Annotated in this window: 20 protein-coding genes and 1 riboswitch; of the genes, 10 read left to right on the top strand and 10 right to left on the bottom strand. The window is 54.9% G+C overall.

Annotation, left to right across the window (positions count from 1 at the left end; genetic code table 11):
* The first annotated feature begins 93 nt into the window (after window positions 1-93).
* From AC2FAJ_RS13265 to hldE, 3 genes are read left to right on the top strand one after another with little or no spacing between them, the layout of a single operon-like run.
* A complete protein-coding gene (locus AC2FAJ_RS13265; protein WP_028014456.1) occupies window positions 94-1,395 on the top strand; it encodes a CYTH domain-containing protein in 1,302 nt (433 codons plus the stop codon).
* Window positions 1,396-1,416: 21 nt separating this feature from the next.
* Window positions 1,417-4,272 carry a bifunctional [glutamate--ammonia ligase]-adenylyl-L-tyrosine phosphorylase/[glutamate--ammonia-ligase] adenylyltransferase gene (gene glnE / locus AC2FAJ_RS13260; RefSeq protein ID WP_485454231.1) on the top strand — a complete coding sequence of 952 codons (2,856 nt, stop codon included), beginning with the start codon at window positions 1,417-1,419 and terminating at the stop codon, window positions 4,270-4,272.
* A gap of 40 nt (window positions 4,273-4,312) precedes the next feature.
* Complete coding sequence (gene hldE / locus AC2FAJ_RS13255; protein WP_003862540.1) at window positions 4,313-5,743, top strand: bifunctional D-glycero-beta-D-manno-heptose-7-phosphate kinase/D-glycero-beta-D-manno-heptose 1-phosphate adenylyltransferase HldE; 1,431 nt, start codon at window positions 4,313-4,315, stop codon at window positions 5,741-5,743.
* A gap of 64 nt (window positions 5,744-5,807) precedes the next feature.
* Here hldE and ubiK read toward each other — a convergent pair whose 3' ends face one another.
* The gene (gene ubiK, locus AC2FAJ_RS13250) at window positions 5,808-6,104 is read right to left on the bottom strand and encodes a ubiquinone biosynthesis accessory factor UbiK (protein WP_028014454.1); all 297 of its coding nucleotides are present in this window, start codon (window positions 6,102-6,104) and stop codon (window positions 5,808-5,810) included.
* A 121-nt stretch (window positions 6,105-6,225) separates the two neighbouring features.
* Window positions 6,226-6,376, top strand: a riboswitch (FMN riboswitch).
* A 106-nt stretch (window positions 6,377-6,482) separates the two neighbouring features.
* Here ubiK and ribB point away from each other — a divergent pair.
* A complete protein-coding gene (gene ribB, locus AC2FAJ_RS13245; protein ID WP_028017147.1) occupies window positions 6,483-7,136 on the top strand; it encodes a 3,4-dihydroxy-2-butanone-4-phosphate synthase in 654 nt (217 codons plus the stop codon).
* Between the two features lie 48 nt (window positions 7,137-7,184).
* Here the strand turns inward: ribB and AC2FAJ_RS13240 are convergent, their stop codons facing one another.
* From AC2FAJ_RS13240 to zupT, 5 genes are all read right to left on the bottom strand, one after another.
* Window positions 7,185-8,228: a fimbrial protein gene (locus AC2FAJ_RS13240; RefSeq protein ID WP_041908085.1), complete on the bottom strand. Its 1,044-nt coding sequence runs from the start codon at window positions 8,226-8,228 to the stop codon at window positions 7,185-7,187.
* A 2-nt stretch (window positions 8,229-8,230) separates the two neighbouring features.
* On the bottom strand, window positions 8,231-8,974 hold the full coding sequence (locus AC2FAJ_RS13235) for a fimbrial biogenesis chaperone (RefSeq protein WP_248112658.1): 744 nt from the start codon (window positions 8,972-8,974) through the stop codon (window positions 8,231-8,233).
* A gap of 6 nt (window positions 8,975-8,980) precedes the next feature.
* A complete protein-coding gene (locus tag AC2FAJ_RS13230; RefSeq protein ID WP_283253989.1) occupies window positions 8,981-11,503 on the bottom strand; it encodes a fimbria/pilus outer membrane usher protein in 2,523 nt (840 codons plus the stop codon).
* Window positions 11,504-11,589: 86 nt separating this feature from the next.
* A complete protein-coding gene (locus AC2FAJ_RS13225; RefSeq protein ID WP_045631350.1) occupies window positions 11,590-12,156 on the bottom strand; it encodes a fimbrial-like protein in 567 nt (188 codons plus the stop codon).
* Between the two features lie 450 nt (window positions 12,157-12,606).
* Window positions 12,607-13,380: a zinc transporter ZupT gene (gene zupT, locus AC2FAJ_RS13220; RefSeq protein WP_045631570.1), complete on the bottom strand. Its 774-nt coding sequence runs from the start codon at window positions 13,378-13,380 to the stop codon at window positions 12,607-12,609.
* A 130-nt stretch (window positions 13,381-13,510) separates the two neighbouring features.
* Between zupT and ygiD the strand changes: the two genes are divergently transcribed.
* Entirely contained in the window at window positions 13,511-14,299 is a 789-nt protein-coding gene (gene ygiD / locus AC2FAJ_RS13215) for a 4,5-DOPA-extradiol-dioxygenase (protein WP_485454230.1), read from the top strand.
* Between the two features lie 37 nt (window positions 14,300-14,336).
* Here ygiD and AC2FAJ_RS13210 read toward each other — a convergent pair whose 3' ends face one another.
* The 3 genes from AC2FAJ_RS13210 to tolC form a co-directional block, all read right to left on the bottom strand.
* Window positions 14,337-15,497: a glutathionylspermidine synthase family protein gene (locus AC2FAJ_RS13210; RefSeq protein ID WP_041908097.1), complete on the bottom strand. Its 1,161-nt coding sequence runs from the start codon at window positions 15,495-15,497 to the stop codon at window positions 14,337-14,339.
* 2 nt (window positions 15,498-15,499) lie between these two features.
* A complete protein-coding gene (locus tag AC2FAJ_RS13205; RefSeq protein WP_041908098.1) occupies window positions 15,500-16,168 on the bottom strand; it encodes a DUF1190 family protein in 669 nt (222 codons plus the stop codon).
* Window positions 16,169-16,329: 161 nt separating this feature from the next.
* Complete coding sequence (gene tolC / locus AC2FAJ_RS13200; RefSeq protein ID WP_028014444.1) at window positions 16,330-17,808, bottom strand: outer membrane channel protein TolC; 1,479 nt, start codon at window positions 17,806-17,808, stop codon at window positions 16,330-16,332.
* Between the two features lie 204 nt (window positions 17,809-18,012).
* On the opposite strand from tolC, the gene nudF reads away from it, so the two are divergent.
* Genes nudF through parE form a run of 5 tightly spaced genes read left to right on the top strand, consistent with a single transcriptional unit; the run spans window position 18,013 to window position 22,421 of the window.
* Complete coding sequence (gene nudF, locus AC2FAJ_RS13195) at window positions 18,013-18,645, top strand: ADP-ribose diphosphatase (RefSeq protein WP_045631567.1); 633 nt, start codon at window positions 18,013-18,015, stop codon at window positions 18,643-18,645.
* On the top strand, window positions 18,642-19,064 hold the full coding sequence (locus AC2FAJ_RS13190) for a DUF1249 family protein (RefSeq protein ID WP_003862516.1): 423 nt from the start codon (window positions 18,642-18,644) through the stop codon (window positions 19,062-19,064). Before nudF ends, AC2FAJ_RS13190 begins: the two co-directional genes overlap by 4 nt.
* 27 nt (window positions 19,065-19,091) lie before the next feature.
* Complete coding sequence (gene cpdA / locus AC2FAJ_RS13185; RefSeq protein WP_193358487.1) at window positions 19,092-19,919, top strand: 3',5'-cyclic-AMP phosphodiesterase; 828 nt, start codon at window positions 19,092-19,094, stop codon at window positions 19,917-19,919.
* The gene (gene yqiA, locus AC2FAJ_RS13180) at window positions 19,919-20,500 is read left to right on the top strand and encodes an esterase YqiA (RefSeq protein WP_041908103.1); all 582 of its coding nucleotides are present in this window, start codon (window positions 19,919-19,921) and stop codon (window positions 20,498-20,500) included. The genes cpdA and yqiA overlap by 1 nt, the downstream gene beginning before the upstream one ends.
* Before the next feature lie 28 nt (window positions 20,501-20,528).
* Window positions 20,529-22,421: a DNA topoisomerase IV subunit B gene (gene parE / locus AC2FAJ_RS13175; RefSeq protein ID WP_028014439.1), complete on the top strand. Its 1,893-nt coding sequence runs from the start codon at window positions 20,529-20,531 to the stop codon at window positions 22,419-22,421.
* A gap of 83 nt (window positions 22,422-22,504) precedes the next feature.
* Here parE and AC2FAJ_RS13170 read toward each other — a convergent pair whose 3' ends face one another.
* On the bottom strand, window positions 22,505-24,643 hold the full coding sequence (locus AC2FAJ_RS13170; RefSeq protein ID WP_485454229.1) for a TonB-dependent siderophore receptor: 2,139 nt from the start codon (window positions 24,641-24,643) through the stop codon (window positions 22,505-22,507).
* Window positions 24,644-24,742: the final 99 nt, after the last annotated feature.

Genomic DNA, 24,742 nt, shown 5'->3' with positions numbered 1-24,742 from the left:
CAATTTGGCGCAAAATACTATGTACTGACAAACAAATGGCGAGGAAGTTCGCCCTCATTGACGCGTCTGTGACGCCCGCAAAAGTACAAGGCTATGGCTCAGGAAATCGAATTAAAATTTATCGTCGAAAAAGACAGCGTTGACGCGCTCCGTCAGCATCTGAATACGCTCTCCGGCGAGCACCATGAACCCGTACCGTTGCTCAACATCTACTACGAAACGCCGGACAACTGGCTGCGCAACCACGATATGGGGCTGCGCATCCGCGGCGCGAACGGACGCTACGAGATGACGATGAAAATCGCCGGCCGCGTGGTCGGCGGTTTGCATCAGCGCCCGGAATACAATATCGACATCAGTAAGCCAGAACTTGAGCTGGAACGTTTCCCGGCGGAGGTCTGGCCGGAAGGCGAACTGCCCGCCACGCTGGCAGGGCAGGTGCAGCCGCTGTTCAGCACCGATTTCGCTCGCGAGAAATGGCTGGTGACGGAAGGCAAGAGCCGCATTGAAATCGCGCTGGATTTAGGCGAGGTGAAGGCGGGTGAGTTCCAGGAACCGATCTGCGAGCTGGAGCTGGAACTTCTGGAAGGGGATGCGAGCGACGTGCTGAAGCTGGCGCGCAAGCTGGTAAGCCAGCCGGGTTTACGTCAGGGCAGCTTGAGCAAAGCAGCGCGCGGCTACCACTTGGCTGCCGGAAATGCGCCACGCGTGCTGAGAGAGACTCCGATTTTGCGCGTCGTCCCGAAAGCCAGCATTGAGCAGGGCATGGAAGCGGCGCTGGAGCTGGCGCTCTCCCAATGGCAGTACCATGAAGAACTGTGGGCGCGTAACGTCAAAAATGCCAAAAAACAGGTGCTGGCCGCGATTGGTCTGGTGCGTCATACCCTGACGCTGTTTGGCGGTATCGTACCGCGTAAAGCTAGCGCTCACTTACGCGATCTGCTGACCCAGACCGAAACGCTGCTGCTTTCCGACGTGTCGGCGCAAACCGCGCTTTATAGCCCGCAAAATGCCGCGGCAAAACTGGCGCTGACCGAGTTTCTGGTGACGCGCGGCTGGCGCGTCTTCCTCGATGCAAAAGCGCAGACCAAAATCGCGGACAACTTTAAACGCTTCGCGGATATCCATCTTTCCCGCCACGCCGCCGAGCTGAGAACCACCTTCGCGCATCCGCTGGGCGACCAGTATGGCGACCAGCTTCCCCGCCTGGCGCGTAATATCGACAGCATGTTGCTTCTGTCGGGAGCGTACGAGGGCGTGAAGGCGCAGGCCTGGCTGGAGAACTGGCAGGGGCTTAAGCATGCCATTGAGACCCGTCAGCAGATTGAGATCGAGCATTTCCGCAACGAAGCCATTTCGCAGGATCCATACTGGCTGCACAGCGGAAAACGTTAATTCTGGCAAGGAACCCCTGATATGCCGCTTTCTTCGCAGTTACAGCAGCACTGGCAAACCGTTTGCGAACGTCTGCCCGAGTCGTTACCCGCGTCATCGTTAAGCGAGCAGGCGAAAAGCGTGCTCACGTTCAGTGATTTTGTGCAGGAGAGCGTCAGCGCGAATCCTGACTGGCTGGCAGAGCTGGAAAGCGCGCCGCCGCAGGCTGACGAGTGGCGGCACTATGCTGGCTGGCTGCAAACCGCGCTGGCAGAGGTGGCGGATGAAGCCACGCTGATGCGCGTTCTGCGTCAGTTCCGCCGCCGGGTGATGGTGCGCATTGCCTGGGCGCAGGCGCTGGAGCTGGTGAGTGAAGAGAGCACCTTGCAGCAGCTGAGCGAGCTGGCGCAGACGCTGATTGTCGCCGCGCGGGACTGGCTCTACGCCGCCTGCTGTAAAGAGTGGGGCACGCCGTGCAGCGAAGAAGGGGTTCCGCAGCCGCTGTTGATTCTGGGGATGGGCAAGCTGGGCGGCTGCGAGCTGAACTTCTCCTCGGATATCGACCTTATCTTTGCCTGGCCGGAGAATGGCGCCACGCGAGGCGGTCGTCGCGAGCTGGATAACGCCCAGTTCTTTACCCGACTCGGGCAGCGTCTGATTAAGGCGCTGGACCAGCCTACGCAGGACGGCTTTGTTTACCGCGTGGACATGCGCCTGCGCCCGTTTGGCGACAGCGGCCCGCTGGTGCTGAGCTTCGCCGCGCTGGAAGATTATTACCAGGAGCAGGGGCGCGACTGGGAGCGTTACGCGATGGTCAAAGCGCGGATCATGGGCGACAGCGACGACGCCTACGCCAACGAGTTGCGCGCCATGCTGCGCCCGTTCGTGTTCCGCCGTTACATCGACTTTAGCGTGATCCAGTCCCTGCGCAATATGAAAGGGATGATCGCCCGCGAGGTGCGCCGTCGCGGCCTGAAGGACAACATCAAGCTTGGCGCGGGCGGCATCCGCGAAATCGAATTTATCGTTCAGGTCTTCCAGCTGATCCGCGGCGGGCGCGAGCCGTCGCTGCAGTCCCGCTCGCTGCTGCCGACGCTGAGCGCCATTGAGCAACTGCATTTGCTGCCGGACGGCGACGCGCAAACCCTGCGCGAGGCCTATCTGTTCCTGCGCCGTCTGGAAAACCTGCTGCAAAGCATTAACGACGAACAGACCCAGACCCTGCCGGGGGATGACCTTAACCGGGCGCGCCTGGCCTGGGGTATGCGGGTGGATGACTGGTCAACGTTGACCGAACGGCTGGATGCCCATATGGCAGGCGTTCGCCGCATCTTTAACGATCTTATTGGTGACGACGAAAGTGAATCGCCGGACGATGCGCTCTCCGAGCACTGGCGCGAGCTGTGGCAGGACGCGCTCCAGGAAGATGACACCACGCCGGTGCTGGCGCACTTAAGCGACGATGCCCGCCATCGCGTGGTGGCCCTGATTGCCGATTTCCGTCTCGAACTGAACAAGCGCGCCATTGGACCGCGCGGTCGTCAGGTGCTGGATCATCTGATGCCGCACCTGCTGAGCGAGGTCTGCTCCCGCGAGGATGCGCCGGTGCCGCTGTCGCGCATGATGCCGCTGCTGAGCGGGATTATCACGCGTACCACCTACCTGGAACTGCTGAGCGAGTTTCCGGGGGCGCTGAATCACCTGATTTCCCTCTGCGCCGCGTCGCCGATGGTGGCCAACAAGCTGGCGCGATACCCACTGCTGCTGGACGAACTGCTCGACCCGAACACGCTCTATCAGCCGACGGCGACGGACGCCTACCGCGACGAGCTGCGCCAGTATCTGCTGCGCGTGCCGGAAGAGGACGAAGAGCAGCAGCTCGAGGCGCTGCGTCAGTTTAAGCAGGCGCAGATGCTGCGCGTGGCGGCGGCGGATATCGCCGGTACGCTGCCGGTAATGAAAGTGAGCGATCACTTAACCTGGCTGGCGGAGGCGATCATCGACGCGGTAGTCCACCAGGCGTGGGTGCAGATGGTGGCCCGCTACGGCCAGCCGAAGCATCTTGCTGACCGCGAGGGGCGAGGGTTTGCCGTGGTCGGTTACGGCAAGCTGGGCGGCTGGGAGCTGGGCTACAGCTCCGATCTGGATCTGATTTTCCTGCACGACTGTCCGGCGGACGTCATGACCGACGGCGAACGTGAGATTGACGGGCGGCAGTTCTACCTGCGCCTGGCCCAGCGCATCATGCACCTGTTCAGCACCCGCACTTCGTCGGGCATTCTGTACGAGGTGGACGCGCGCCTGCGCCCGTCCGGCGCGGCAGGCATGCTGGTCACCTCGACGGACGCTTTTGCTGACTATCAGAAGAACGAAGCCTGGACGTGGGAACATCAGGCGTTAGTGCGCGCCCGCGTGGTGTACGGCGATCCGCAGCTCAAAACGCAGTTCGATGCGATCCGCAAGTCAGTCATGACGACCCCGCGCGAAGGCAGCACCCTGCAAATTGAAGTGCGCGAAATGCGTGAGAAAATGCGCGCGCATTTGGGTAACAAACATCGCGATCGCTTTGATATCAAAGCCGATGAGGGCGGGATTACCGATATTGAGTTCATCACTCAGTACCTGGTGCTACTGCATGCCCACGACAAGCCGAAGTTAACCCGCTGGTCCGATAACGTGCGTATTCTGGAACTGCTGGCGCAAAACGACATCATGGACGAGCAGGAGGCGCAGGCCTTAACCCGCGCCTACACCACGCTGCGCGACGAACTTCATCACCTGGCGTTGCAGGAACAGCCGGGCCACGTGGCGCTGGACTGTTTTACCGCAGAGCGCGCCCAGGTGACGGCAAGCTGGCAGAAATGGCTGGTGGAGCCGTGCGTAACAAAACAAGTGTGATATTATCGCGCGCAAATTGTGAATCTTTCTGGAGTCAGGAATGAAAGTAACACTGCCAGAGTTTGAACGTGCTGGAGTAATGGTTGTCGGGGATGTGATGCTGGATCGCTACTGGTATGGGCCGACCAGCCGCATCTCACCTGAAGCGCCGGTACCGGTGGTTAAGGTCGACACCATTGAAGAGCGTCCAGGTGGCGCGGCAAACGTGGCGATGAACATAGCCTCGCTGGGCGCGCATTCGCGTCTGGTGGGCCTGACCGGCATTGACGATGCGGCGCGTGCGCTGAGCAAGTCGCTGGCGGACGTGAACGTGAAGTGCGACTTCGTTTCTGTTCCGACACACCCAACCATCACCAAGCTGCGCGTGCTGTCGCGTAACCAGCAGCTGATCCGCCTCGATTTTGAAGAAGGGTTCGAAGGCGTTGATCCTGAGCCGCTGCACGAGCGTATCAATCAGGCGCTGGGCAATATCGGCGCGCTGGTGCTGTCGGACTACGCCAAAGGCGCGCTGGCGAGCGTGCAAACGATGATTCAGCTGGCGCGTAAAGCCAGCGTACCGGTGCTGATCGACCCGAAAGGCACCGATTTTGAGCGCTATCGCGGCGCAACCCTGCTGACGCCAAACCTTTCTGAGTTCGAAGCGGTGGCGGGCAAGTGCAAAACCGAGGAAGAACTGGTTGAGCGCGGCATGAAGATCATTGCTGACTTCGAGCTGTCCGCGCTGCTGGTCACCCGCTCCGAGCAGGGGATGACGCTGCTGCAGCCGGGCAAGGCGCCGCTGCATATGCCAACCCAGGCGCAGGAAGTGTACGACGTGACCGGTGCCGGTGATACGGTGATCGGCGTGCTGGCGGCGACGCTGGCCGCGGGTAACTCCCTGGAAGAGGCGTGCTACTTCGCGAACGCCGCGGCGGGCGTGGTTGTCGGTAAATTGGGTACTTCAACCGTTTCGCCAATCGAGCTGGAAAACGCGGTGCGCGGGCGTGCGGATACCGGTTTTGGCGTGATGACCGAAGACGAGCTGAAGGTGGCCGTTGCCGCCGCGCGCAAACGCGGTGAAAAAGTGGTGATGACCAACGGCGTGTTTGACATCCTGCACGCGGGCCACGTGTCGTATCTGGCGAATGCGCGTAAGCTGGGCGATCGCCTCATTGTGGCAGTGAACAGCGATGCGTCGACCAAACGCCTGAAGGGCGAAACGCGCCCGGTGAACCCGCTCGAGCAACGAATGATTGTGCTTGGCGCGCTGGAAGCGGTGGATTGGGTGGTGTCGTTTGAAGAAGATACCCCGCAGCGCCTGATTGCCGGGATCCTGCCAGACCTGCTGGTGAAGGGCGGGGATTACAAGCCGGAGCAAATCGCAGGTAGCGAAGAGGTCTGGGCCAACGGCGGTGAGGTGATGGTGCTCAATTTTGAGGACGGGTGTTCAACCACCAACATCATCAAGAAGATCCAGAAAGACAGTCAGTAAAAAACGGGCCAGTTGGCCCGTTTTTTTTCACCCTCTCCCTGTGGGAGAGGGCATCAGGCCGCACTTACTCCTGATCGTCCACCGGTGGAATGGCCGGTGCCGGCTTCACTTCTTCCGGCGCATTGCGGTTTTCCAGCTCGCTCAGACGCTGTTCCAGCAGCGCCAGCTTCTCGCGGGTGCGCAGCAGAACCTGGGTCTGCACGTCAAACTCTTCGCGGCTGACTAAATCAAGGCGAACCAACTGCGCCTGCAGCGTCTGGCGGATTTTCTTCTCAACGTCATCACCAAATTCACGAATGCCCTTTGGCATGGACTCATGAACCTGACGCGCGATCTGCTCAATTTTTTTCGGGTCAATCATAATGGCTTCCCTTGATAAGTCGGTGTTGATGAACATTGTAGCGCGTCATGACCCAGGATAAAGCAGATTTGTTTGAAGCTTATGCATTGCCCAGGTTAATCAATAGCGTTATAGTTATCTCGCTTATTCTCAGGGCGGGGCGAAATTCCCCACCGGCGGTAAATCAGCTTAGCGCTGAAAGCCCGCGAGCGCTTTGGGTGAATTCTCAAAGGTCAGCAGATCCGGTGTAATTCCGGGGCCGACGGTTAGAGTCCGGATGGGAGAGAGTAACGATCCAGTCGGGCATGGGCCCGCTCACGTTATCTTTTTGCCGCTTATACGGCGCTCCTAAGACTGCCCTGATTCTGGTAACCATATTGTTAATGAGGTTTTTTTACCATGAATCAGACGCTACTTTCCTCTTTTGGCACTTCAACTCAACGTGTTGAACATGCACTGGATGCACTGCGCGAAGGCCGCGGTGTGATGGTGCTTGACGATGAAAACCGTGAAAACGAAGGCGACATGATTTTTGCCGCCGAAAACATGACCGTTGAACAGATGGCGCTGACCATCCGTCACGGCAGCGGCATCGTATGCCTGTGTATTACCGAAGATCGTCGTAAGCAGCTTGAGCTGCCGATGATGGTCGAAAACAACACCAGCGCCTTTGGTACCGGCTTCACCGTGACCATTGAAGCGGCGCATGGCGTGACTACCGGTGTATCGGCGGCTGACCGCCTGACCACCGTGCGTGCCGCCATTGCTGATGATGCGAAACCCTCCGATCTGCATCGTCCAGGCCACGTCTTCCCGCTGCGCGCGCAGGCGGGCGGTGTGCTGACCCGTGGCGGTCACACCGAAGCGACGATCGACCTGGTGACACTGGCGGGCTTTAAGCCTGCGGGCGTGCTGTGTGAACTGACCAACGATGACGGCACCATGGCCCGCGCGCCAGAGTGCATCACCTTTGCGCGTCTGCACAACATGCCGGTTGTCACAATTGAAGATCTGGTGGAATACCGCCAGGCGCACGAGCGCAAAGCAAGCTGAACATGCTGATGTGAAAAAGCCGGGGAAACCCGGCTTTTTTGTATTTATTTACTCATAGTTTATCTTAAGAATAATGTCCTTGCTGAAGGGACCTACTTCAACCTCTCTGTTCGGGTTCTTCGTTAGCTTAGCCATATAATTATGGGTTACGATGGATGCCCTACCGTCTGGGAAATAGGTTGCAAAGGGATAATAGGTATTCATTAAGATATCCTGTCCTAAAGTTTCATCACGAATTTGCATTACTAAACCGTTACCCATATCGACGTGGCTGGTATCAAACAAATCATCTGTGTTAAAACTCATGGTCACATCAAACTGCTGTGAGCATGCCGCAGTCGCGTCGCGTATTGTCGACACGCTAAATGGGGCTTTTTGGTTGTTTACGTCGATGTTATTGACTTGGCCAAAATCGACAATTTGGTTTTCAGGGAATATCTGTATATCAACGCCACAGTCCAGAAAGTGAACATGATCGAGACCATCAATGTTATATCGGAGGTTTTTTGCATTAGAAGCGAGGTTCGCTCCACCCTCGCCGTCAAATTGAAGGACATTGACGCTGCCAAAGTTATAAACAGTATCCGGATCGTCAGGGAATGCCTTTAGTTTTACATATAAGCGGAAACGTGCAGGAAACGTGATGCTTTTCTGCATCGTGATGCCATTACATACCGGGTTATGCCATATACCATCATAGTATGGTTCGTATTTATCAAGACAGGCCCCGGTATCAATACCTTCATCATTCATCTCATGGTCTGCGCCGTTATAGGTAACGCCAAAAGTGAAATAGGGGTTATTTAATACATCCGCACTGTTCTTTGCAGATAGTTTTATCCATGCGAAGAGGTCTTCTGTCTGGTTGGTTTTGCTCCAGCCTGATGCATTATCGCAATAAACGGTTACGTTAACGTCAGAGCTTTCCCATATTTTGCTTCCGACGACCGCATTTGAAGGGACGGTAAAGCTTGGAAGGTTAGCGGTGTAAACCGTGGCACCGCCTTTATGATTTTGGTAGCAGTCTACCGCCCATGACGACGATGAAAAAAGCAGCAGCAATAAGCCCAGCAGTGAAGCGATCTTTTTCATTATTAGCCCTTTTTCACTATTTCGCTATGGCACACTGGCTGCACCGAAGTGCAGTTAATACTGAACATATTCAAACCGCCGTAATCGCCGATATAGCCAATCTGGAATTTGGCCGGGAGGTTTTTAAGGACAGAGGTATTTTCGCTGAAAGGGGCTACCATAAACCCACTGGCGCCAGGTAAGAGGGTTTTACCGTCTGTACCGATGTAACCAACCGAGACGTGGTAAGGTGTTCTGTTTTTGATCGTTATGCCTGATGCGGTTCGGATGATATCCACTTTTTCCATAGGCACGGCTTGCCCTTCTTTAAGCACAATCGCCTTAGGACGCCAGAAAAGCTTCAGGCGGCTTTGCATCGCCAGTTGCATGACATTTTTCGCATCTGAACGAGGGGGGATTTCGCGCATGTTGTAATAGAACAGACTCTCTCTGTCTTTAGGCAACTGAGCAAGCGTGGGTTGTCCCATCAGACGAATTTGGCTCTGCTCGCCAGCCTCCAGGCGCAGTAACGGAGGTAGAGGCGTAATGTATTCACGCGTCTTGACGCTGTTTTTATCTTCAATCCATGACTGAGCCAGGTAAGGCATGGTTTTACTCTGGTTAGTTAGTTTGACCGTGGTGCTCTTGTCCGTCTCATTAAAAATTATCCGCGTTCTGTCCGGTGAAACGGTGGCATGGGCGAGCGTGCTGAGACAGAGTAAACACAAAAATCCTTTTGCAATTAACGTTAATTTCATTTCATTCATCCTGAATTAATTTACTGATTTACAAGGTAAAATAATGGCTTTTCCATCGGCATTACTTTTATTCGGCGCTAAAATTTCGCAGCTGTTGCTACCCCACGTAAGTGTGAGTTCACTTTCATCCTGAAGACCGCTGAGGTAGACATAGCCGTCTTCAGCAACCAGGCCCGCATCTCTGCCTGTTGTTTTATCCACAACGTTGACACCTAACGGCGGAAAATGACCGTCTTGCAGACGGATAACACCCCAAATTTGATAACCTTTAGTGGCATTCATTTTGGCGTAACCAATAGCACCTTCAGTGAGCGTGGTACTGATCACTGAATTATTCACATCTACACCTTCCGGGAGATCGGCACTTTTCACGCGAATTGTAGAGGTGATGTAGTCGCTGACGGCGTTGGTAACCGCAATACCGTATCTGTTGGTGACAGTGCGGTTATCACTTAACGGGATATCAGCAATGCCGTCGGTATCAACCATCATGCGTGCATTATTGCCGTTACTGTAATCATGCAGGGCCATACCGTGACGCGTTGCGGTTAAGGAGCCATTCCAGCCTGCCGTGAAAGAGTTGTAAAAGTTGGGCTGAATACTCCCCGTCATATTCAGACGGCCATAAGGAGAATAATGCTGGTAGCCACCGCGAACGGTCGGCTCGGCGTGACTAAAATCGCTATCCTTGCCGGATGCGGAAATATTCCAGGTATTGCTCCGGTCTGAAGAATCGTAGTACGAAGCCGTCTGTGTGAGGCTGCTATTGCCTGTTTTTTGCATGCTCCAGGAGGCGCTACGGCTCTGCTCCAGTGGTACTGAGAAGGAAAGATAATATTGTGTCTCATCTTCTCCGTCCCACCTGGAGCGGCTAACTGAGAGCGACGCCGAAATACCCTGAAGGTTGCCAATATCAAAGTTACGGTTGACCGATACCGTGTAATTTGTACTGGCTGTGTCGTCCCAATAAGTATTGCGCGTCAGGTTGAGATAGGCGTTCATTCCCAGCGAAGTGAAAAACTGGTTTAAAGAGAGAACATAGCTCTCTTTTTCATTACTGAGCGAATCATCACCGCTTCGCGACATTAAATACTCGTTCATAGTGACGTATTCTTTGTCAGAAAAACGATAGCCAGCAAACGTTACCTGGCTGCCGGTTTCTTCAAAGCGTTTAGAATAGTTTGCTCGATAGCTGTAGCCTCGCTGTTTGCCGCTATCCACATTGTGCAATGTTGCTTCAGCACGTGTGACATCAAATGACAGCGCGCCAAAGCTGTTCATGTTATAACCGATACCCGTTGTGACTGCCTGGTAATCATCGGTCGTCAGCAATGCTCCGCTGTAAAGCGAAATGTCACTCTTCCATCCCCACGAAAATTCTCCAGTCCAGAAGTAAGGATTGTTAACGTCGCTGTGGCCAACGCTTGTAGGCTTACCTGTCGAGGTTTTATAACGTACCTGACCTTTACGAGTCAGGAAGGGGATTGAAGACGAGCCGACCTGGAAGGTGTTTTTACGCCCATCCTCTTCTTCAACGGTAACATCGAGTTGCCCCTGGAAAGTATCGCCCAGGTCGGTGATGTTAAATGGACCAGGCGCGACGGTGGTCTGGTAAACCATTCTCCCATTTTGGGTCACGGTTACTTTGGCATTGGTCTGCGCGATGCCGGTAATCTGAGGAGCATACCCTTGCAAATCCGGGGGCAACATATTTTCATCACTCTCCAGTGAGAGCCCTGTGAAGTGGAACGTGTCGAAAATATCGGAATTGAGGTCGTACTGACCCAGAGTCAATTTGGCTGCCAATGATGGTATAGGACGGAATAAATAGGTGCGATCCAGCCCACTGTCACTGCTGTTGGTATGCCCATTAGTATATGATTTATCGTACTGGTAATCTGAGCGCAAACGCCATGCGCCCAGGTTGAACCCGAGTGTGCCGTAAGAGCTGATGTTCTGGTTTTTTTCGCCGCTATCAGGATCGTACTGACTTGCATAGACGTTGTAATCGAGTAAGGCACCCGCCACGCCATCGTCCCAGAATTCTGGAGGCGTCCAGTTTTTTGCCTGATACTTCATCCATGCCTGAGGCGCAGTGATGGACACAACCATATCCGCTTTATTCAGACCGATGATTAATTCAGGTTTTGCGCTGAGATCGAGACAACCCTGTGTATTAACAGGCTGAAGTTGTTGAATAAACTCATCAGCGAAACCAAATGAGCGCAAATCGCTCTGTGTAAGACAGACCTGAGAGCCGCTTTCATTGTCGGCTTTAATCCAGTCAAATGACCATAAGTTGGGAAGGCTTTTTTTGTTGATCTCAACGCGAGCGATGTACTGCCCTACAGGGATGTAACCTTTCTTTTCAAACTGGCTGAGGTCAATATTGCTTTTATCTTCAGTGTCAATCATGTCGGTGTTGAACTCTACCGACCAGGCAGGAGCTATGATTACACCTGCGACAATAATAGGGTGAATGATCTGTTTTATTAAAAGAGATAATACAGATATGGTCGGGTTTTTAATGTTGCGCATAAAATCCTTTTCTTTTAATAAAATAGACTATATAAGTCGGTAATTCCTTCACCGACTTATATTGCCCTAACGCTATTCGATAACGATTACTCGTAAGCCAGAATATAGTTAGCCTGGGTATAAACATCACCCGCAGTTGCAGTTTTGGTTGGTGATTCCATACGTGCTTTGAAATTCAGTTCCTGATACGCTTTACCTGCAACCAGGCTGAATACCTGCGCTACACCCATGTCTACGTTAGCTTTACCTTCGGTCAGGATACGTACGCCAACGTTTGATGCAGCACCGTAGTTACCTTCATAGGTATTTTTCAGCAGTTTAGTGGTCGCATCTTCGTTTGCAGAGTTAAAGGTTACTTTCGCTTTGCTGATAGTGATTGGTGCTTCAGTGGTTCCGCCCGTCAGCGTACAGTCCTGCAGATGGATAGTAAAATCAACTGGCAGAGAGAACTTGCCACCGTTCAGCGCTGAATCCGCAACTTCACCCAGGTTAACCTGCAGGTCTTCATCGCCAGGCGCGATTGAGCAAGGTGCAGAGATAACTTCACCTTTAAACGTCACTTTACCATGACCTGCATCAGCAGCTGATGCATTGAAAGCTACGCCAGACAGAAGGGAAGCAGTAACAACGGCTAACAGTGTTTTGTTCAACATTTAATATATTCCTTTATAGTAATGAAGGTATGATTATCAACTTTAATTAACTGATATTGTTTTAGTGCAGCGAAGGGGAATATATCATTATTATTTGTGATTTCATTTTTAGAAAATTTAAAAAGAGCTTTAAGCTGAGATGTTTATATTCATAAGGATGATGATCATGCTCTGGAATGTATGTGTCAGGAGTGTATGAAAGTGAGGGTTTCTTAGGATTCCATCAAGAAAAGTGCGGGAATCAGACGTCCATCAGGTTATTATAATTGCAAAACGAATTGACTCTTTTTTTTGCAAGATTAATGATTGAGTAAATAATTATATTTTTATCAAATGCAATTGCATGAAACAATTTCTTGCAGAATGTATTATAACTTAGACTAATTAATGTGTGTTATGACAAAAAAGACACATAAAGTTACACCTTCAATTCTGAAGGTGCTTTCCGTTTTAGCCGATACCTACAGTTTGTAATATCACCAGGCTCATTCCCATGATTGTCATGCCGCACAGCACGCCATAGCTCGGGTTATTATTCGGGTCGATCTCTTTCGCCAGCGGCATCAGCTCATCGACGGAGAGCGCAACCATGATCCCGGCGACGGCAGCCATAATTGCCGCCATAACGACAGGGGACACGAGGCTTCCGAGGATCAGCCACGCCAGCACGCCACCGAGAATTTCAGCCATTCCGGAGATACCCGCCCAGAAGACAGCAGTACGTTTTGAACCCGTAGCGGCATAAACCGGCCCGGCAACCGCAAGTCCTTCAGGAATATTGTGCAAGGCCACCGCCAGCGCCACGCCAAAACCCATCTCCAGATTGCTGCTGGCCGTGACATACGTGGCGACACCTTCCGGGAAGTTATGCAGACTGATACCCAGCGTCAGCAGGATGGCCGTTCGTTTTATATTACCCGCAATGGGGGTAACGCTTTTTTGCATTAAATCCTGAGGGTGTGCGTGCGGCAGCATACGGTCGAGCGCAAAATAGCCCAGCAGGCCGACGATGAACATGCCGTAGCCGATCACCGGAGACATTCCCTCAGTGTGAAGCGCTGCGGGCAGCATCTCCATCAGCGAGATAAGCAGCATGATCCCAGCGGCGAAGCCCAGCGAAAACGCCAGAAGACGATTAGACGGTTTTTGCCCAAGTACGCCGAGGAACGCACCGATAAAGGTCGCGGCACCCGCAAGCACGGTCAAAATTAAGGGTACTGACATGCACTCTCCTTAAGGGATATCTTACGTTCAAATTTCCTGGTGATGATCTTCACGGTTATCTGCGTTTATCTTCACCTGAATGCGCGTAATGTAGCACCATCAAATTGCCAATATCTCTAAGGATATCACCATGACTTCTTCACGTATGCCAGCACTGTTTTTAGGCCACGGTAGCCCAATGAACGTTCTGGAAGATAACGTCTATACCCGTGCCTGGCATCATCTGGGCGAGACGTTGCCGCGTCCGAAGGCGATTGTGGTGGTATCTGCACACTGGTTTACCCGTGGTACGGGCGTCACCGCGATGGAAGCACCAAAGACCATCCATGATTTCGGCGGCTTCCCGCAGGCGCTGTACGACACGCATTATCCTGCGCCGGGTTCGCCTGAACTGGCGCAGCAACTGGTTGATTTACTGGCTCCCGTCCCGGTCACGCTGGATAAAGAAGCCTGGGGCTTTGACCACGGCTCGTGGGGCGTGCTGATTAAGATGTACCCGGATGCCGATATCCCAATGGTGCAGTTGAGCATCGACAGCACCAAACCCGCCGCCTGGCATCTGGAAATGGGCCGCAAGCTGGCAACCCTGCGTGATGAAGGCATCATGCTGGTGGCGAGTGGCAACGTGGTGCACAACCTGCGTACGGCGCGCTGGTATGGCGAAAACACGCCATACCCGTGGGCGAGCGCTTTTAACGCCTACGTCAAAGCGAACCTGACCTGGCAAGGCCCGGTTGAGAAGCATCCGTTAGTGAACTATCTGGATCACGAAGGCGGTTCGCTCTCTAACCCGACGCCGGAACACTTCCTGCCGCTGCTGTATGTATTAGGTGCATGGGATGGTCAGGAGCCGGTTACCATTCCGATTGACGGCATTGAGATGGGCAGTTTGAGTATGCTGTCGGTGCAGGTGGGGTAAAAACATGCCCGGTAAGCGTAGCGCCACCGGGCAAGTTTTATTCAACAAAAATATGTGGATAAAACCGTGACAGATCCTGCGTAATCAACGCGCGATCTTCGCGAATACCAATCCCGGCAGGTTGATCATTAATAAGCCAGCTGCCGATCAGCGTATAGCTGTCGCCAAACTTCGGCAGTTGATAAAACTCCTGGACGATCATCCCTTCTTCACCGTACGGCCCTTCAACCGCTTCCAGCGTTTTACCGTTTTCGATAATGGAGACGTTCGCGCCTTCGCGGGAAAAGATAGGCTTAACGACGTATTTCTCCATCGGCGGGAACTCATCTTCGGCAAAGTAAGCTGGCAACAGGTTAGGATGGTTCGGGAACATCTCCCACAGCATCGGCAGCAGGGCTTTGTTGGAGATAATGCTCTTCCACGCCGGTTCCAGCCAGCGCACGCCCGCGTCTTCCAGCTTGGTGGAGAACATTTCACGCAGCATATATTCCCACGGATAGAGCTTGAACAGGTTGCTGATCACCTGATCCTGCATATCCGTAAACTGACCTTTTTCCCCCAGGCCAATATCTTCGATATAGAGGAATTCAGTCGCCACTTCCGCTTCGGCCGCGCAGTCCTGCAGATACTGAACCGTGCCCCTGTCTTCTTCCGTGTCGCGACAGCAGGCAAGATGCAGCAGATTGAAGCCAAACTGCTCCCGCAGTTCGGCGAAACGCTCAATCAGCTTTTCCTGCAGGCTGTTGAACTGGTCGCAACCTTCCGGCAGGTTTCCGGCGTTCATCTGATCTTCCAGCCAAATCCACTGGAAGAATGCTGCTTCGTAAAGAGAGGTCGGCGTATCCGCGTTGTTTTCTAAAAGCTTCGGCTCACCCACGCCGTCCCACGCCAGATCGAGGCGAGAGTAAAGCGAAGGTTGATTCGTTTTCCACGACTGACGGACGAAACTCCAGGTATGCTTCGGAATACGGAATTTAGTCATCAGCTCGTCGCTGTCGATGACTTTATCCACCACCTTCAGGCACATCTGGTGCAGCTCGGCCGTCACCTCTTCCAGTTTTTCCACCTGGTCGAGCGTCAGTTTGTAGTAAGCATCTTCACACCAGTACGGCTCGCCGTACATGGTGTGGAAGTTAAAACCGTATTCAGTCGCTTTTTCGCGCCAGTCCGGGCGCTCGGTAATACCGACTCGTTCCATGATCAGCCGCCCATTGAGCGAGTGGAAGTGCCTGTTGCACTACTACGCTGCATGCTGGTCTGTTTCGCCACAGACTCACCGAACCCACCGCGGGTGATGGTGCTGGTGGTCGCAGGCTTCGGCGCCATCGCGGTTTTCGGGACGGTCACGGTGCGGCCCGGGGTCGCTGCGCCATAGCCTTTGCCGCTGGCATCGGTATATTGACCATAAGCCGGGCTGGCCGGGTTTTTCGAGCTAAACAGCGGTTGCTGCTGATAGCCCGCACCGCCGCCCATCAGGCGGCCCATCATGTAGCCTGCCATTAATGGCATCCAGAAGCTGCCGCTGGACTGCGCCTGCGCCTGATTTTCCGGCGCAGTACCTGCCTGAGCTGGCGTCTGCTGACACTGTCCTTCACCAAATTCCGCTACGCAGTCTTCGCGTGAGGCATATTTCGGCGCGGTGCGTTCCGCTTCTTTCAGGGCGTTGGTGTAGGCGGTTTTACATTCTGCTGCCTGGCCGGTTGCGGCGGAGCAGTCGTCCGCGTTTTGATACAGCGAAACCGTTTCGTCGTTTTTCTCACAGCCTGCCAGCATAAAGACCGCGGTTACTGCCAGCGCAACAGGGGTGAGATGACGTGCGTTCCAGCTTTTGCGGAACGACGCGTGGTTAATCGTTTTTGTCCGTTTCATGTTTGTCTTCCAGGACCCAGTGGTAATAACGCTCAGGATAGTGGATGAGTGGTTGAAAATGAAGCGAAGAGGGGCGGAATCAGGGGGATCTTTACGTTGGCTTACGTTCGGGTGTGATTCAGCTGCACCCTCTCCCGGTGAGAGAGGGCGTGATAACACTCTTAGTTACGGAACGGGTTAGAACCGCTGCTTGCAGGTGCCGTGCTACGCGCGGCCGCTGGCTGTGCGGCAGGGGCGCTGCCGTTAGCGTTGAAGTTATCAACGGCGGCAACCTGCTCCGGGTTCTCCGGCGCAACGCTGTCCGGCGAGGTAGAGACCGGTTTGCCCAGCGCGCTGTTCAGCATCTGCAGATCCTGCTCGTTCAGCGTACCGAGCGCCTGCTTGATGTTCAGCTGGTTAATCAGGTACTGATAACGCGCGCTGGAGAGCTGCTGTTTCGCGTTGTACAGCGTGGTGGTCGCGTCGAGCACGTCAACGATAGTACGTGTACCGACCGAGTAACCCGCTTCCATCGCGTCCAGGGAGCTCTGTGCAGACACAACGGCCTGTTTATAGGCGTTGATGCTACTGATAGACGCGTTCACGTTGTTGAAGGACGAACGCACGGTCTGCACCACGTTGCGGTGCGCGCTTTCCAGCTGCTCGCTCGCGCCAACAAAGTTGTACTGCGCCTGTTTCACCTGAGAGTTTACCTGACCGCCCTGGTACAGTGGCAGAGAGAAGCTCAGGCCCACTTTGTTCTGACCCATATTGCTGTCGTCATACTGGGCAGAATTTGTTTTAGAGCCGCTGTAGGTCGTGTCAGAAACGCCGGTGGACGCGCTCAGGCTCAGGGTTGGCAGATGGCCGTCCTGCGCCTGACGAATTTGCTCGCGGGCCAGGTCCTGGCTCAGACGCGCCTGCAGCAACGTCAGGTTGCGGTTTTCCGCCTCTTTCAGCAGGGCGTTAACGGCCTGCGGCTTATCCGTTTTGAAGCTGTCGACGTTCAGGGAAGCCAGCTCAGGATAGTAATTCCCGGTCACCTGGCGCAGGGATTCCAGCGCGTTGTCGAGGTTGTTACGCGCGGTCACTTCGTTGGCCAGCACGGTGTCGTACTGTGAACGGGCGTTCTGCACGTCGGTGATCGCCACCAGACCCACGTTGAAGCGCTGGGTGGTTTGATCCAACTGGCGGTAGATCGCCTGTTTCTGCGCTTCGGTGTAGGAGAGCGCATCAATGGCGCTCAGCACGTTGAAGTACGCGGTGGCAGTATTCAGGATCAGCGTTTGCTGGTCGGTCTGATAGGTCACATCCTGGATGCCCGCGCTTTTTTCCTGCAGGGTCAGGGCACGCCATTTGGACATATCAAACAGCGTCTGTGTTAATTGCAGTGAGGCGCTGGTAGCATTGGAGTTTACGCCGTTAGCGTCGCGGAAACCGTTGCTGTAGGTATAATCTGCACCTAACCCTAACTGCGGCAGCAGTGGGCTACGCGCTTCGTTAATCTTTTCAAACGCAGCATCACGATCGGCCGCTGATTTACGTAAATCAGGGTTGCCCAGACGTGCCTGCTGGTAGACCTGTAACAGGTTTTCCGCCTGGCTCATTGCACTGAAGCCCGTCAGGCTCAGGCCGATAAGGATGGGGAGCAATTTCTTCATTTGCATTCCTTGTTGTGAAGCAGTATTAGCGCTGATCTAATTAAAAAATAATTGCCGATTCTAACAGAATCATCCACACCAAAAGGTTGGCGTTACGTGCCATCTGGCGGTAATTTGCACCAATCTACCATATAGCCTTACAAACGGCAGCCAAACAGCCTTGAAATTCACAATTTCATCACCATTGCTACCAGGACTCGACTCATGCAAAAACCAGAAAAGTTGCCCGTGACATTCGCCAAAAACGATGTAGAAATTATTGCACGAGAAACGCTTTATAGCGGTTTTTTTTCGATGGATCTTTACCGTTTCAGGCATCGCCTGTTCAACGGTGAAATGAGCGGCGAAATCAGACGTGAAATTTTTGAGCGCGGGCATGCGGCTGTCTTGCTACCCTTTGACCCAGTGCGTGACGAAGTCGTGCTGGTGGAGCAAATCCGCATTGCCGCGTATGACACCAGTGAAAGCCCGTGGCTGCTGGAGATGGTGGCCGGGATGATCGAAGAGGGCGAGTCGGTTGAAGACGTCGCCCGTCGCGAGGCGCTGGAAGAGGCCGGGCTGTTGGTAGGCCGCACAAAACCGGTGTTGAGCTATCTGGCGAGTCCGGGTGGCACCAGCGAACGCTTATCCATTATGGTGGGCGAAGTGGACGCCACGACCGCAGAAGGTATTCACGGTCTGGCTGATGAAAACGAAGATATTCGGGTTCATGTGGTGAGCCGGGAACAGGCTTATCAGTGGGTAGAAGAGGGGAAAATCGACAACGCAGCGTCTGTCATCGCCCTGCAATGGCTGCAGCTGCATTATCAGACATTACGAAACGAGTGGAAAAAATGAAGCGCTATACGCCTGACTTCCCAGAAATGATGCGCCTGTGCGAAACCAATTTCGCACAGCTGCGCCGCCTGCTGCCGAGAAACGACGCACCCGGCGAAACGGTAAGCTATCAGGTGAGCAACGCGCAGTATCGGTTAACGATAACAGAATCAACGCGCTACACTACGCTGGTGGAAATAGAACAAACAGCGCCCAGCATCAGCTACTGGAGCCTGCCGTCGATGACGGTGCGTCTCTATCATGACGCGATGGTCGCTGAAGTGTGTTCAAGTCAGCAGATCTTTCGCTTCAAGGCGCGGTATGATTATCCGAATAAAAAGTTGCATCAACGCGACGAAAAGCATCAAATTAACCAGTTTTTAGCCGACTGGCTAAGATATTGTTTAGCACATGGAGCAATGGCGATTCCGGTTTGTTAGCGTCATAAACCTACCTAAGGACACCATTTGGAAAGCCTGTTGAACCTGACTGTTGCTGGTGGGGCGCCAGTCAGGATATTACAAATCACCGATACCCACCTTTTTGCCGAAAAGCATGAAACTTTGCTGGGGGTTAATACCTGGGAGAGTTATCAGGCGGTACTGAGCGCCATTCACGCTGAACATCGCGACTGCGACCTGATTGTCGCAACGGGCGATTTGGCGCAGGACCAGTCCTCCGCGGCCTACCAGCATTTTGCTGAAGGCATCGCGAGCTTTAGCATGCCTTGCGTCTGGCTGCCCGGAAACCACGATTTCCAGCCCGCAATGTACAGTTCCCTTCAGGATGCGGGGATTTCTCCGGCGAAGTGCGTATTTGCGGGTGAACAGTGGCAGATCCTGCTGCTGGACAGCCAGGTATTTGGCGTTCCGCACGGTGAATTAAGCGAGTTTCAACTCGACTGGCTGGAGACCAAACTGGCTGCCGAACCTGAACGTCATACGCTGCTGTTGCTCCATCATCATCCGCTGCCGGCAGGCTGCAGCTGGCTGGATCAGCACAGCCTGCGTAACTCCGCGGCGCTGGATAGCGTGCTGGCGAAATACCCGCGCGTGAAACACCTGCTGTGCGGACACATCCATCAGGAACAGGATCTCGACTGGAACGGACGCCGCATGCTGGCGACGCCGTCGACCTGTGTGCAGTTTAAGCCGCACTGCGCCAACTTTACGCTGGATACCATCGCGCCAGGCTGGCGCTGGCTGGAACTGCATGCCGACGGCACGCTGACCACGGAAGTCTGCCGTCTGGCAGGCGCAGAGTTCCGCCCGGATACCGCTTCAGAAGGCTACTGATGTCTACGCTCCTTTATCTGCACGGATTCAACAGCTCGCCGCGCTCCGCAAAAGCGACGCAGTTTCGCCAGTGGCTGAGCGAGCATCACCCCCACGTTGAGATGATTATCCCGCAGCTGCCGCCGTATCCGGCGGAGGCGGCGGAAATGCTCGAGTCGATCGTGCTTGAACACGGCGGTGAATCCTTTGGCGTAGTCGGCTCATCGCTTGGCGGGTACTATGCCACCTGGCTCTCACAATGCTTTATGCTGCCCGCCGTTGTGGTTAATCCGGCGGTACGGCCATTTGAGCTGCTGAGGGACTTTCTTGGCGAAAACGAGAACCCCTACACCGGGCAGCAATATGTGCTAGAGTCACGCCATATTTACGATCTCAAAGTTATGCAGGTCGACCCGCTTGAAGCGCCGGATCTCATCTGGCTGCTGCAGCAGACGGGTGATGAAGTGCTGGATTACCGCCAGGCAGTGGCGTATTACGCCTCCTGCCGCCAGACTATAGAAGAGGGCGGAAACCATGCTTTCACGGGCTTTGAGGATCATTTCACCCAGATTGTCGATTTTCTTGGACTGCACAGCCACTGACAATCAATGCGAATTGCTAGTTTAAATCATGACGCAAACCTATAACGCTGATGCCATTGAGGTACTCACCGGGCTTGAGCCGGTTCGCCGCCGCCCGGGGATGTATACCGATACGACGCGCCCGAACCATCTGGGCCAGGAAGTTATTGATAACAGTGTGGACGAAGCGCTGGCGGGCCATGCCAAACGCGTTGACGTCATCCTGCACGCCGATCAGTCGCTGGAGGTCATCGACGACGGTCGCGGCATGCCGGTGGACATCCACCCCGAAGAGGGCGTGCCTGCCGTTGAGCTGATTCTCTGCCGTCTGCACGCGGGCGGTAAGTTCTCCAACAAGAACTATCAGTTCTCCGGCGGCCTGCACGGCGTGGGGATTTCCGTGGTGAACGCCCTGTCCAAACGCGTGGAAGTGAACGTCCGTCGCGACGGTCAGGTCTACAATATCGCGTTTGAAAACGGCGAGAAGGTGCAGGATCTGCAGGTTGTCGGCACGTGCGCTAAACGCAACACCGGCACAAGCGTCCACTTCTGGCCTGACGAAAGCTTCTTCGACAGCCCGCGCTTTTCCGTTTCTCGCCTGACGCACCTGCTGAAAGCCAAAGCGGTACTGTGCCCGGGCGTGGAAATTACCTTTAAAGATCACGTCAACAACACCGAGCAGACCTGGTGCTACGCCGATGGCCTGAACGACTACCTGTGCGAAGCGGTAAACGGCCTGCCAACACTGCCGGAAAAACCGTTTGTCGGTAACTTTAGCGGTGATACCGAAGCGGTGGACTGGGCGCTGCTGTGGCTGCCGGAAGGCGGCGAGCTGCTGACCGAAAGCTACGTCAACCTGATCCCAACCATGCTCGGCGGTACCCACGTCAACGGCCTGCGTCAGGGACTGCTGGACGCGATGCGTGAGTTCTGCGAATACCGCAACATTCTGCCGCGCGGCGTGAAGCTCTCGGCGGAAGATATCTGGGACCGCTGCGCCTACGTGCTCTCCGTGAAGATGCAGGATCCGCAGTTTGCCGGTCAGACCAAAGAACGTCTGTCATCGCGCCAGTGCGCGGCGTTCGTCTCCGGCGTGGTGAAAGATGCGTTTACCCTGTGGCTGAACCAGAACGTTCAGGCGGCTGAGATGCTGGCTGAAATGGCCATCTCCAGCGCCCAGCGTCGTCTGCGTGCCGCGAAGAAAGTGGTGCGTAAAAAGCTGACCAGCGGCCCTGCGCTACCGGGCAAGCTGGCGGACTGCACCGCGCAGGATCTCAACCGCACCGAGCTGTTCCTCGTGGAAGGGGATTCGGCGGGTGGGTCGGCCAAACAGGCGCGCGATCGTGAATATCAGGCGATCATGCCACTCAAGGGTAAGATCCTGAACACCTGGGAAGTCTCTTCAGACGAAGTGCTGGCCTCGCAGGAAGTGCACGACATCTCCGTTGCGATCGGCATCGATCCGGACAGCGAGGATCTGAGCCAGCTGCGCTACGGCAAGATCTGTATTCTCGCGGATGCGGACTCCGATGGTCTGCACATCGCCACGCTGCTGTGCGCGCTGTTTGTTAAACACTTCCGCACGCTGGTGAAAAACGGTCACGTTCACGTGGCGCTGCCGCCGCTCTACCGTATCGACCTCGGCAAAGAGGTTTACTACGCGCTGACGGAAGAAGAGAAGGCGGGCGTGCTGGAGCAGCTTAAGCGTAAGAAGGGCAAACCAAATGTGCAGCGCTTTAAAGGGCTGGGCGAAATGAACCCGATGCAGCTGCGCGAAACGACGCTGGATCCGAACACGCGCCGCCTGGTGCAGCTGACGATCAGCGACGAAGACGAACAGCAAACCAACGCCGTGATGGATATGCTCCTCGCCAAGAAACGTTCGGAAGACCGACGTAACTGGCTGCAGGAGAAAGGGGATATGGCGGATATTGAAGCCTGATGCCCTCACCCTAACCCTCTCCCACAGGGAGAGGGAATGGATCGTAGGCCCGGTAAGCATTAGCGCCACCGGGCTTTTTTACATCAAAACTCCATCTTCACCGTAAACTGCACTTCGCGCGGGTCGCCAATCTGGTTGCCCAGGTTGTTGGTCGCAATCGACGACGTGTAGTAGGTCTTATCAAACAGGTTCTTCACGTTCACCTGCAGCGTCACCGGATACTGCAGCTTCATCTTATACGCCGCAAACGCATCCGCCACGAAATAGCCCGGCAGATAATAATCCGCACCGTTGGTCGCCGAGCGGCGGCTTACGCCGTGCCCGCCGCCGCCGAGCGTCAGGGTATTTCCGGCAAACGCATTGTGAATATCGTAGGTGAGGAAGAGTGAGCCGGTGTGGCGCGGCACGTTCGGCAGCGGTTTACCCGCGTAATCCGGGTCCTCCAGCACCTTCGCGTCGGTATAGCCGTAGCTGGCGATAATGTTAGTGTTCTCGGTCAGTGACCCGGCAAGATCCACCTCCACGCCCTGAGAGCGCACGCGGCCCGCGGTTTTGGCGATGGTTTCGCCCCCGATGCTATCGGTGTACAGCACGTTGCGCTTGTGAATATCAAACAGCGCGATATTGGCGGTAATGCCGTCGAACAGATCGAACTTTGCGCCTACTTCGTACGCGTTTGAGGTTTCCGGCGGCAGGTCGCCAATGTAGCTCGCAATGGATGACTGCGGCATAAACGTCTGCGAATAGTTGGCAAACAGCGAGACTGCGGGCGTCAGTTTGTAAACCAGCCCCAGCTTCGGCGTCCACTGCTCGTCGCGGCTATCGGTATTGACGTTAAACGGACGACCTTTGCCCGCGTACTGGGTGTAATACTGGTAGCGCAGCCCGGCGACGGCGATCCATTTATCCGTCAGGTACAGGGCATCCTGGGCGTAGGCCGAGTAGCTCTCCTGCTTGAGCGTCTGGTCGCTGTCAGCGGCGGAGACGGTTGTACACTCGTCGAGTTTGCCATAAACCGGATTATAGATATTGAAACCTTTGACGTTCTTACAGCGCATCATGTCCGTGCGCAGCAGATCGTAATTTTCATACGACACGCCGGTGAGGATCTCATTATAAAAGCCCGCGATATCCACGTTGCCCTGCAGATCCGCACGGGTGCTGTGCATGCGCTGGGTCGAGCCCTGGGTTGCATCCACCCGGCGGGTCAGGGTGCCGGTTTTTGAATCGTAGGCCATGACGCGGGCCTGGTTGTCGCTGTATTTATCCTGGCTGTAGCTGTAGTCGAACTTCGCGGTCCACTGGCTGTTGAGGCGGTATTCCGCGTTAAGCTGAGCGAGATCGGACTGCCCGTCGGTCACATTAAACGGCTCGTCAAAGCGGGTTTTGCGATCGACGTCGACGGCCTTTTTAGTGTTGAGATCGAAGATCGTTCCGCGATCGAACGGCGTCTTATAGTCGCGATGCGAATAGAGCACGGTCACGGTGGCATCGTCGCCGAACCAGGTCAGCGACGGGGCGATAAACGTGCTGCGTTCGTTGCCGAAGTTGCGCCAGTAATCCTCGTCCTGATACTCGCCCGTGAGGCGATACGCCAGGCGCGTACCCTCAATCGGACCGGTGACATCGACCTGTCCGGTGCCGCCGCCAAAGCTGGAAGAGGTGGCAGAAATCGAGCCACCGAAGATTTTCTCCGGGCGCTTCGTGACGACGTTAATCAGGCCGCCCGGATCGAGAATGCCGTACAGCGTTGAGGCGGGGCCTTTCAGCACCTCCACACGTTCGGTTGCGGCGTTAAAGCTGCGCGGCAGCACGGTGCGCAGGCCGTTGGTCATGATCGAGCCGTCGCGGTTTGCGCCAAACCCGCGGCGCACAAAGGCATCCTGCGTACCGCCCAGGGTGTTGGTCTGCACCACGTTGCTGACGTTATAGAGCGCTTCATCGAGCGTGGTGGCGTGCTGATCCGCCAGCACCTTATCGCTGACGGTATTCACCACCTGCGGGATATCCAGCATCGGCATGTTGGTCAGCGTGGCGGTGGAGGTATTCAGCGGCTGGTAGCCGTTGGTGGCCTCCGCCGTAGCATTTGGATCGGCGGTGACGGTAAGCGTTTCGCCGTCTTTAGCCGTGGTGTCTGCTGCCTGCGACAGCGGCGCCATAAACAGCAGTGAAAAGAGCGCGCGCCCTTTTATCCCAGAGAGTGAAGGTGTGAACGTAGCCATTACAACTGTTATCCCAAAATATCCGTGAAGGTGCTTCACGGAAGAACCTGTGAGTCATTGCCCTTTATGGTCTGCCCGTTAGCCAGAACTGGCATCGAA

The sequence above is a fragment of the Enterobacter cloacae complex sp. 385G4 genome (assembly GCF_057320665.1).
Note: the sequence above shows the minus strand (reverse complement) of the source record. Positions and strands in the feature narration are given on the sequence as shown.